Below are 9,892 nucleotides of genomic sequence, written 5' to 3'. Positions count from 1 at the left end.
GGCCGCCGCGTAGGCGTCGAGGACGGCGAAGGACTGGGCCTCGTCCGCCGTCCAGCCGAAGACGTTGCCGCCGAGGCAGAGCGGCGAGACGGCCACGGTCGTATACATAGCAGGCATGGTTCGGCACCATGCCCGGCATATCCACGAACAGGCGGCTTGCCCACCTACCGCCTGGTCCCGATAGCATCCACCGGGACAGCGTCCCCATGTACCCGATCCCCGCGGTGGCCCCCGTCCAGCGGCCATGATCCCCCGCGACTAAGGTCTTCGATGCCCATCAGCCCGTCCCCTCACACCTCCGTCCCGGGCGGCGACCCCTTCGCCGCACCGACGGCCGGTCGGCGTCCGCGCGTGACGATCGCGCGCGGCGCGACCCCCTGGTTCGCCCCGACCCTGGCCACCGCCGCCGTGACGACCGCCCTCACCCGGCGCTCCGGCAAGTGGGCCCTGGCGGCTGTCCCGGCCTGCGCCCTCGGTGCGGGCATGCTGTGGTTCTTCCGCGACCCGGAGCGTGAGATCGGCACCGGCAGAGTCATCTCCCCCGCGGACGGCGTGGTGCAGTCGATCGACGCCTGGCCGGACGGCCGGACCCGGGTGGCCATCTTCATGAGCCCGCTCAACGTGCACGTCAACCGGGCCCCGCTGCCCGGCACCGTGACGTCCGTCGAGCACGTCGCCGGCGGCTTCGTCCCGGCGTTCAACAAGGACAGCGACCAGAACGAGCGGGTCGTCTGGCACTTCGACACCGAACTCGGCGACATCGAGATGGTCCAGATCGCGGGGGCCGTGGCCCGCCGCATCGTGCCGTACGTGAGCGCCGGCACCAAGGTCGAGCAGGGCGAGAGGATCGGTCTGATCCGCTTCGGCTCCCGCGTCGACACGTACCTGCCGGCAGGCGTCGAGGTTGGCGTCGAGGTCGGCCAGAAGACCACCGCCGGGGTGACGCGCCTTGACCGTGACTGATCCTGAGACTCTCGTCGGCCTCGGAGACGAGGAGGAGACGGAGCTGCGGCGCCGCCGCTGGGCGCGCGACCGCGAGCTGCGGGCGCCCCGTTCGCCGCAGCACCTGTCCACCGCCGACTTCCTGACCCTGGGGAACGCCGTCTGCGGCTTCCTGGCGATCTACTCGATCACCACCGGGGTCCTGATGCCGCACCTCACCGGTGAGACCACCGCGCCGAACCGCAACAGCGCCGCCACCGCGGTCACGCTGCTGCTGATCGGCTCGATGTGCGACCTGTTCGACGGCCTGGTGGCCCGCAAGCTGCGCTCCTCGGCGCTGGGCGCGGAGCTGGACAACCTGGCCGACCTGATCAGCTTCGGCATCGCCCCGGCGTACTTCGTGGCGGTCTGGGGCATCGTGTCGCCGGACAGCAACCAGCAGCTCTCGGCGTTCATCGCGCTGACGGTCCTGCTGGCGGTGGTGCTGCGGCTCGCCCGGTTCTCGGCCGTCAAGATGCGGCCGGGGATCTTCCAGGGCATGCCGTGCCCGATGGGCGCGATGACGGTGATCGCCATCGTGCTCCTCGACCCGCCGTTCGTGCCGGGCCTGCTGATGATCTTCGGTGTGGCGTACCTGATGGTCAGCCGCATCGAGTACCCGAAGCCGCAGGGCCTGCTCGCCACCGCGACGCTCTGCTGGATCGTGGTCTCGATCGGCTGCCTGGCGGCCTGGGCGGCCGGTCTGCCCGGCGGCGACCTGCTGATGCACATCGGTGCCGTCGCCCAGATCACGCTCGCCGCGATGGCGCCGCTGCTGGTGATCCGCCGCAAGGTCGGCGAGAAGGTGGGCGACGTCCGCGCCCGCCGCGCGGAGTCCCGCGGCTGCTGAGCCGGCGGGAGTCCCGCAGACCCGACGAGAGGGGCCCGCATCCGAACCGGATGCGGGCCCCTCTCGCGTGCCCGGGAGGCGGGTGCGGGCGTTACCGGCCGGCACCGCCGTCGTGGACGCTGAAGGCGGAGCGACGGGCCGCCCGGGCCACCGACGGGTCCGGGTGCACGCCGGAGACGGCGGTCAGCACCGAGGCCGCCCGCGGGTGGCCGGACTGCCGGGCCCGGTTGAACAGCCGCACCGGCTCGCCCGCCGAGGCGCCCTCGACGTGCGGCACCAGCAGCGCCGTGTCGCCGTGGTCGAGGACGGCCGCGGCGGTGTCCACCCACAGCCAGGCGGCGTCCTCCGCGCCCAGCACGTCGGCCGGGGACACCGGGCCGTCGTCGGAGCGCTCGGCCAGCCAGAGCAGCGCGTACGGCCGCAGGACCTGCTCGTCCACCGCGGCCCGGACGGCCTGCTCGGCGGGGCCGCCGGCGACCCGCAGGGCCTCGAAGGCGAGGCCGCGCAGCAGGGCGTCCTCGCCGCGGGCGGCGTCCAGCAGCTCGGCGACCGCGCGGTCGGCCGGCCGGGCGGCGACCCAGGCCCGGTACTCGGCGCGGGCCGGCCCCGGGGTGTAGTCGGCGCAGGCGGCGAGCAGCTCCAGCGCGTCCTGCTCGATGTGGCCGGCGGCGGTCTGCGCGACGGTGCAGATCTCCTCCAGCTTGGCGCGGACCGCCCAGTGCCCGAGCGGGGAGAGCTCGGCGGCGTCGTTGCGGCGCTCCAGGGCGCCGACGGCGGCCAGGCCGTCCAGCATCCAGTCGAGGACCGCGGCGACGTCGGCCGCGGAGGTCGGGGTGTCGATCTGCGGCTCCCGGCAGGTGCCGCGGACGGCGGACATGGCGGAGGCGGCGTGCGGCACCGGCGAGGGGCCGAACGAGCCGGTGCCGGCGCCGTGCCGGCGCTCGTCCAGGCCGCGGCGCAGCAGCTCCAGCAGCTCGTTGTCCGGGACGGGCCCGTCCACCAGGTGCAGGAAGGACAGCAGGTGCGGCGCCTGGTCGACGGCCTGGCCGGCCAGCAGGGCGAAGACGCCGCGCATGGCCGCGGGCGGCACGGGCGCGAGCAGCGTCCAGGCGTCGAACAGCGCGGACCAGCCGCGGATCACCGCCTCGTCGTCGTGCTCCCAGGCGTTCAGCCGCCAGCCGGGCCCGGCACCGCCGTCGCGCAGCTCGACCAGGCCGACCAGCAGGGCCTGGCCCCAGGCCTTGGCGGCGGCACCGACGGTCATGGCGAGGGCGCGCCCGGCGGCCCGGGCGTCGTCGGGCAGCAGCTCGCCGCGCTTGTCGACCTCGCCGAGCTCGCCGGCCCAGCGGGAGATGCGCACCGCGTCGGCGAGCATCCGGCGGGCGAGCGGGGCCAGCTCGGCGGGAGCGGGGAAGCCGTCCGGCACCGGCACCCGGCCGCGGCCCGGCTTGGGTGCGGGGGTGCGGCGGCGGACCGGCCCGCCCGGAGGCGTGCTCTCGGGTCGGCGAGCCGCTCCTGGCAGACGGGTGACCGTCGCTCCGGTGCGGATCGCGGGCTGGAGCGGGGCATCACGGTCGCGCGGGTTCCGAGACGTCACGCCGAGCAGTCTTCCCCGTGTACCGGCCTTCTGTCACATCGAGTTCTACGCGCGATCGTAGGTCCGGTCCGCGGACGGGGGATGAGATCGGGCAACAGCCACCAAACCGGGTCGTCCGAGCGGGAAACCTGGCATGAGCACACCCCCCGCGGACGGGCCCGCCGGGCTCACATCAGCGGGGTGAGCCAGCGGCGCAGCGCCTCGCCGTAGCCGTCCGGGTCGGCGTTCCACAGGGCCGCGTGCGCGCCGTCCGGGACGGGGTGCAGGCTCACCAGGTCGTCGCGCCGCCGGGCGAGGCGCTCGGCCGCCGCGAAGGGCGCCACCGCGTCCACGGGGCTGTGCAGCAGCAGGGTCGGCACGTTCAGGTCGGTGCCGTCGGCCAGCCGGGCGAAGCCGGCCAGGTCGACCTTGGTGCGGCCCTCGGCGGCCAGCGCGCCGAGCTCGGCGAGCGGGGCGGGCACCCCGGCCCGGGCGGCCTCCTGGCGGACGGTCGTCGGCCAGTCCAGCACCGGCGAGTCCAGCACCAGGCCGGCGATCGACTCCCGCCAGGCCGAGCGGGCCGCGGTGTGCAGCGCCATCGTCGCGCCGAGCGACCAGCCGAAGAGCACGATCCGGCCGGCGCCGTTCGCCTGCGCGAGGCGGACGGCGGCGTCGACGTCCCGCCACTCGGTCTCGCCGAAGTGCCCGAGGCCGTCCGGGGAGGCCGGGGCGCCCGCGTCGCCGCGGTGGGTGACCACCAGCACGGGCAGCCGCAGCGCGTGCAGCAGCGGCAGCACCGGGAGGGCCTGCTGCCGGTCGGCGCCCGGGCCGTGCACCAGGACCGCCCACAGCCCGCGGATGCCCGGCAGGTACCAGGCCGGCATCGGGCCGAGCTCGCCCTCGACGTCGCTCGGGGTGAAGTCCAGGCCGAGCGCGGAGGCCGGGTCGCCGAGGTGCACCCGGGCGGTCACCCGGACCTCCGTCCCGCTGTACAGCGAGCCGGCGCCGGTGGCGAGCAGCCGGCGGGTGACGCTCTGCGGCCCGGTGGCCAGCACGTCGCCGACCACCGCGTGCCCGCCCCCGGCCCACTCCAGGGCGTAGCGGCCGGGGCGCTCGGTCTCCACGCTGCGGGTGAGCATGACGCGGTCCGCGGCCAGCTCCTGCACCCGGATGCCCGGTCCGCCCGCCTGCCCGGCGGCCGCGAAGGCTCCCGCGAACCCGGGCCGGACGGCCCGTTCGGACACCCGGCGGCCGATCAGCAGTGCCGCGGCACCCGTCCCGACGGCGGCGGCCGCGACGATCGCGGCGGTTCCCCAACGCATGGCGCTCCCGGTGTGGCGGCACGGACATGGCGATCCCAGTCCACGCCCCGGCCCGGGAGCGGGCCACCCGGGCGGGTCCGTCCGGGCGGGTCCGTCCGGGCGGCTCAGACCGGCACGTCGGTGCCCCGGCGGGCCAGCAGCTCCCAGAACCGCTCCGCGAGCGGCCGGGCCGGCGGACGGGCGGCGTCCGGCACCGACGAGCCCCAGTGCCCGGGGACGAGGTACTCGTCCTGCAACTCGGCCAGCACCCCGCCCAGCAGGTCGTGCGGGACGGGCACGATCCGGCCCACCTCCCGCAGCTGCGCCTGCCAGCGGCCGTCCACCACCTGGCGCAGCCGCCGGTCCAGGTCGTCCTGACGCCCGGTCACCCGGACCAGCACCCGCAGCGGCAGCCCGAGCACGTGCGCCAGCGCCAGGCCCTGCTCGCCGTCCGCGTCCCAGCGTCCGGTGGCCTCGGCCCTCGCGTAGGTCGCCGCACCCACCCCGATCCGGTGCGCGGCCTGCTCCCGGGTGAGCTCCCGGGCCAGCCGGAAGTCCCGCAGGGTCGCCGGCGCGACGCCCATCAGCTGGGCGGGCGGGCACCACAGGGCGCGGGAGAGCGCGATGAACTCCTCCTCCGACGGGAGGAACTCACCGGCCTCCCAGGCCGCCACGTGCGAGGGCAGCAGCCGGACACCGTGCGCGGCCATGGCCTCGGCGACCTGCTCCGGGCTCAGGCCGAGCCCGGCGCGGTGCGCCCGCGCGGCCGGCGGGGAGAACGGCACCGGAGGCGGTGCGGACGGTCTGCGTCGCATGCGACAAGAACGTACGGGCGCCCGCGCGGCACCACCCACACGCCGAACGCACGAACCCGGCCCCGGCGGAACCGCCCGGCGCTGGAGGATCGTACGGGGCGGGCGGCGACGGAATCCGGCGACGGAGTGTGACCAAGCCCTCCGGAGGCTTTGTTGACTGGTGGTCGGAGCGCGTGATGGGATCTCGGGGCCATACGGAGGCATGCAGAGGAAGCCGGTGCGAATCCGGCGCGGTCCCGCCACTGTCACCGGGGAGCACGCTCGACCTTGCACGGTCACGGCGGTCCGCCACAGGGCCGCTGGAAGGCCCGAGCGCGCGCCGGACCCGGAAGCCAGGAGACTCTCGCCGCCGGTTCGTCGATCCAGGGCGCGGACCCTGAGTGAGGACACGCACGCCATGCAGGCTGCCCAGCGGTCACCGCTGCGCCCCGACCGGGGAGCCGGGCCGTGGCCCGTCTGAGCTCCGCCCCCTACCTGCTGGGCGCCGTGGCCGGCCACCTCGCCGACACCGCCCTCGCCGACCCCCGCCGCGGCCACCCGGTCGCCCTCTTCGGCAGCGCCGCCGGACGCCTGGAGCGCCGGCTCTGGCGCGACCACCGGGGCGCCGGCACCGCCTTCACCGCGCTGAGCGTGGGCGCCGTCGCGGCCGGGGCCGCCCTCGCCGACCACGCGCTGCGGGGCTGTCCCGCGGCCCGCGCCGCGCTCGCCGCGGCCGCCGCCTGGACGGTCCTCGGCGGCACCTCGCTCACCCGGGAGGCCCGCGCGATCGGCCGCTCCCTGGAGGCCGGCGACCTCGCCGCCGCCCGCGGGCGGCTCCCCCACCTGTGCGGGCGCGACCCGAGCGCCCTGGACGAGCAGCAGATCGCCCGCGCCGTCGTCGAGTCCGTCGCCGAGAACACCGCCGACGCGGTCGTCAACGCCCTCACCTGGGGCGCGCTGGCGGGCACCCCCGGGCTGCTGGCCTTCCGGGCCGTCAACACCCTGGACGCGATGGTGGGCCACCGCTCGCCCCGCCACCTGCGCTTCGGCTGGGCCTCCGCCCGGCTCGACGACGTGGCGGGCTGGCCGGGCGCCCGGCTCACCGCGCTGCTGACCGTCGCCGCCGCGGAGCACCCGCGGGCCGCCTGGAAGGTCTGGCGGCGCGACGGGTCGTCACACCCCAGCCCCAACGCCGGACAGGCCGAGTCGGCCTTCGCCGGCGGCCTCGGCGTCCGCCTCGGCGGCACCCTGCGGTACGGCGAGCGGGTCGAGCACCGCCCCGTCCTCGGCGCCGAACTCCGTCCGGTCGCCGTCGCGGACATCGAACGCGCCTGCCGCCTCTCCCGCCGCGTCGGCATCCTGGCCCTGGCCGTCACCACGGCCGCCCGCGGCCTCACCGGCCTGGCACGGGGACGTCGGGGGCGGGATGCCCGTGAGCCGGGGAGGAAGCGATGACGGCGGTTCGGCGGGTCGCCGGGTGCGCGGGAGGAGTACGGGCCACTCGCGGGCGCACCGGACTGGTCGGCGCCCCCGGGATGCCCACCGTCGCGGCCGGCGTGCCCACTCGCGCCCCGGGAATGCCGGCCGTTGCGGCCGGGGCGGCCGTTCTCACCGCCGGCGCCACACGTAAGCAAGGGAGTGTCACGTGACGAAGGCTCTGCTGGTGGCAGGGACGACCTCGGACGCGGGCAAGAGCGTGGTCACGGCGGGGATCTGCCGGTGGCTGGCCCGGCAGGGGGTGCGGGTGGCGCCGTTCAAGGCGCAGAACATGTCGCTGAACTCCTTCGTCACCGCGGACGGCGCCGAGATCGGCCGCGCCCAGGCGATGCAGGCGCAGGCCGCCATGGTGGCGCCGGAGGCGGCGATGAACCCGGTGCTGCTGAAGCCGGGGGCGGACGGCCGCAGCCAGGTGGTGCTGCTCGGCCGGCCGGTCGCCGAGGTCGGGGCGCTGGACTACCGCGAGCGCAAGCCCGTCCTGCTGGAGCGGGCGCTGGAGTGCCTGGCGGACCTGCGCAGCCGGTACGAGGTGGTGGTCTGCGAGGGCGCCGGCTCGCCCGCGGAGATCAACCTGCGGGACCGGGACATCGCCAACATGGGCCTGGCCACGGCGGCGAACCTGCCGGTGGTGGTGGTCGGCGACATCGACCGCGGCGGCGTGTTCGCGGCGATGTACGGCACCCTGGCGCTGCTGTCCGCGCAGGACCAGGCGCTGGTGGCGGGCTGGTTCGTGAACAAGTTCCGCGGGGACGCCCGGCTGCTGGCGCCGGGGCTGGAGATGCTGCGGGAGCTGACGGGCCGTCCGGTGCTGGGCACGCTGCCGATGCTGTCCGGCCTGTGGCTGGACGCCGAGGACTCGCTGGACCTGTCGACGGCGGTGGAGAACCGTCCGACCGCGGCCCCGCACGGCGCGGAGGTGCTGCGGGTGGCCGTGGTGCGGCTGCCGCGGCTGTCGAACTTCACCGACGTGGACGCGCTGGCCCAGGAGCCGGGCGTGCTGGTCCGCTGGGCGACCCGGCCGGAGGAGCTGGCCGACGCCGACCTGGTGGTGCTGCCCGGCACCCGGGCGACCGTGGCCGACCTGGACTGGCTGCGCGGCCGCGGGCTGGACACCGCCCTGCAGGCGCGGGCCGCGGCCGGGCTGCCCGTGCTCGGCGTGTGCGGCGGCTACCAGATGCTGTCCCGGGAGATCGTCGACGCGGTGGAGTCGAAGGCGGGCGCCGTCGAGGGCCTCGGGCTGCTGCCGACCCGGGTGGAGTTCGGCGCGGAGAAGGTGCTCGGCCGGCCGGTCGGCGAGGCGTACGGGGAGCGGGTCGAGGGGTACGAGATCCACCACGGCGTGGTGGCCGTCGAGGGCGGGGAAGCCTTCTTGGACGGCTGCCGGGTCGGCGCGGTGTGGGGGACGACCTGGCACGGCGCGCTGGAGAACGACGGCTTCCGCCGGGCGCTGCTGCGCGAGGTGGCGTCGGCGGCCGGGCGGGCCTTCGTCCCGGCGCCGGACACCTCGTTCGCCGCGGCGCGCGAGGAGCGGCTGGACCGGCTGGGCGACCTGATCGAGGAGCATGCGGACACCGACGCGCTGTGGAAGCTGATCGAGGGCGGGGCACCGCAGGGGTTGCCGTTCGTGCCGCCGGGTGCGCCGTGAGCGGGGCCGTGAACATGGGAGAGCAGATGAGTGACGCCCGTTATCCGTTCACCGCGGTCGTCGGCATGGCCGACCTGCGGCTCGGGCTGCTGTTGAACGCGGTCTCGCCGGCCGTCGGCGGTGTGCTGGTGCGCGGCGAGAAGGGCACCGCCAAGTCGACCATGGTGCGCGCCCTGGCGGGGCTGCTGCCGTCGATCGGCACGGTCGCCGACTGCCGGTTCGCCTGCGACCCGGCGGCGCCGGACCCGCAGTGCCCGGACGGCGCGCACGGCGGCGCCGGGTCGCTGGAGCGGCCCGCGCACCTGGTGGAGCTGCCGGTCGGCGTCTCCGAGGACCGGATCGTCGGCTCGCTGGACCTGGAGCGGGCGCTCGCCGAGGGCGTCAAGGCGTACGAGCCGGGCCTGCTGGCCAGGGCGCACCGCGGCGTGCTGTACATCGACGAGGTCAACCTGCTGCAGGACCACCTGGTCGACCTGCTGCTGGACGCGGCGGCGATGGGCCGCTCGTACGTGGAGCGGGAGGGCGTGTCGGTGCGGCACGCCGCGCGCTTCCTGCTGGTGGGCACGATGAACCCGGAGGAGGGCGAGCTGCGGCCGCAGCTGCTCGACCGGTTCGGCCTGACGGTGGAGATCGCGGCGACCCGGGACCCGCAGGAGCGGGCCGAGGTGGTGCGCCGCCGGCTGGCCTACGACGCCGACCCGGCCGGCTTCGCCGCGCGGTTCGCCGAGGACGAGCGGGCGCTCGCGATGCGGATCACCGCCGCCCGGGAGCTGCTGCCGAAGGTGGAGCTGACGGACACGGCGCTCCGTCAGATCACCGCGGTCTGCGCGGCCTTCGAGGTGGACGGCCTGCGGGCGGACATCGTGATGGCCCGCACGGCCGTGGCGCTGGCGGCCTGGGCGGGGCGCACCGAGGTGCTGGAGGAGGACGTCCGCAAGGCCGCGCAGCTGGCGCTGCCGCACCGGCGGCGCCGCAACCCCTTCGACGCGCCCGGCCTGGACGAGGAGCAGCTGGACCGCACGCTGGAGGAGCACGCGGGCGCCGAGGAGGACGGCCCGGACGACACCGAACCGGACACCGACCCCGACGGCGGCGGCCCGCAGGACGAGGGCCCGGACGGCGGCCCGGACGGCTCGGCGGCCTCCGACCCCGCCCCGGATCCGGCCGGCGCCCCCGAGCAGGCCCCGCCGCCGCCCCGCCCCCGGCCCGCCCCCCCCCCGCCCCCGCCGGCACCAGCCGCAACGGTGC

The 9,892-nt window shown here is 76.4% G+C and carries 8 protein-coding genes, 1 pseudogene and 1 riboswitch; of the genes and pseudogenes, 5 read left to right on the top strand and 4 right to left on the bottom strand.

Annotated features, from left to right (window positions below; translation table 11 throughout):
• A pseudogene (locus tag ABZ641_RS17550) lies at window positions 1-117 on the bottom strand (aldo/keto reductase); the annotation flags it as partial.
• Window positions 118-270: 153 nt separating this feature from the next.
• Between ABZ641_RS17550 and ABZ641_RS17545 the strand changes: the two are divergent.
• Entirely contained in the window at window positions 271-963 is a 693-nt protein-coding gene (locus ABZ641_RS17545) for a phosphatidylserine decarboxylase (protein ID WP_344621952.1), read from the top strand.
• Window positions 964-1,006: 43 nt separating this feature from the next.
• Window positions 1,007-1,831 (top strand): CDP-alcohol phosphatidyltransferase family protein, encoded by an 825-nt coding sequence (locus ABZ641_RS17540; protein WP_344622040.1) that lies wholly within the window; start codon window positions 1,007-1,009, stop codon window positions 1,829-1,831.
• Window positions 1,832-1,922: 91 nt separating this feature from the next.
• On the opposite strand, the gene ABZ641_RS17535 is transcribed toward ABZ641_RS17540, so the two are convergent.
• The 3 genes from ABZ641_RS17535 to ABZ641_RS17525 all read right to left on the bottom strand — a co-directional run bounded on the left by ABZ641_RS17535 (window position 1,923) and on the right by ABZ641_RS17525 (window position 5,523).
• The gene (locus tag ABZ641_RS17535) at window positions 1,923-3,428 is read right to left on the bottom strand and encodes a hypothetical protein (RefSeq protein ID WP_344621953.1); all 1,506 of its coding nucleotides are present in this window, start codon (window positions 3,426-3,428) and stop codon (window positions 1,923-1,925) included.
• Between the two features lie 167 nt (window positions 3,429-3,595).
• Window positions 3,596-4,729, bottom strand: a complete 1,134-nt coding sequence (locus tag ABZ641_RS17530) for an alpha/beta fold hydrolase (protein WP_344621954.1) — start codon at window positions 4,727-4,729, stop codon at window positions 3,596-3,598.
• A gap of 104 nt (window positions 4,730-4,833) precedes the next feature.
• Complete coding sequence (locus tag ABZ641_RS17525; protein WP_359982779.1) at window positions 4,834-5,523, bottom strand: transcriptional regulator; 690 nt, start codon at window positions 5,521-5,523, stop codon at window positions 4,834-4,836.
• Between the two features lie 206 nt (window positions 5,524-5,729).
• Window positions 5,730-5,866: riboswitch (cobalamin riboswitch) on the top strand.
• A 113-nt stretch (window positions 5,867-5,979) separates the two neighbouring features.
• Here ABZ641_RS17525 and ABZ641_RS17520 point away from each other — a divergent pair.
• From ABZ641_RS17520 to ABZ641_RS17510, 3 genes are all read left to right on the top strand, one after another.
• The gene (locus ABZ641_RS17520) at window positions 5,980-6,957 is read left to right on the top strand and encodes a cobalamin biosynthesis protein (RefSeq protein ID WP_359982782.1); all 978 of its coding nucleotides are present in this window, start codon (window positions 5,980-5,982) and stop codon (window positions 6,955-6,957) included.
• Between the two features lie 190 nt (window positions 6,958-7,147).
• A complete protein-coding gene (locus ABZ641_RS17515; protein ID WP_359982776.1) occupies window positions 7,148-8,644 on the top strand; it encodes a cobyric acid synthase in 1,497 nt (498 codons plus the stop codon).
• A 26-nt stretch (window positions 8,645-8,670) separates the two neighbouring features.
• Window positions 8,671-9,892: ATP-binding protein (locus ABZ641_RS17510; RefSeq protein WP_359982774.1), on the top strand; the 1,222-nt coding region annotated here is incomplete at its 3' end.

It is taken from the genome of Kitasatospora sp. NPDC007106 (assembly GCF_040634455.1).
Taxonomy (GTDB): Bacteria; Actinomycetota; Actinomycetes; order Streptomycetales; family Streptomycetaceae; genus Kitasatospora; species Kitasatospora arboriphila.
This window is presented reverse-complemented; position numbering and strand designations above follow the sequence as displayed.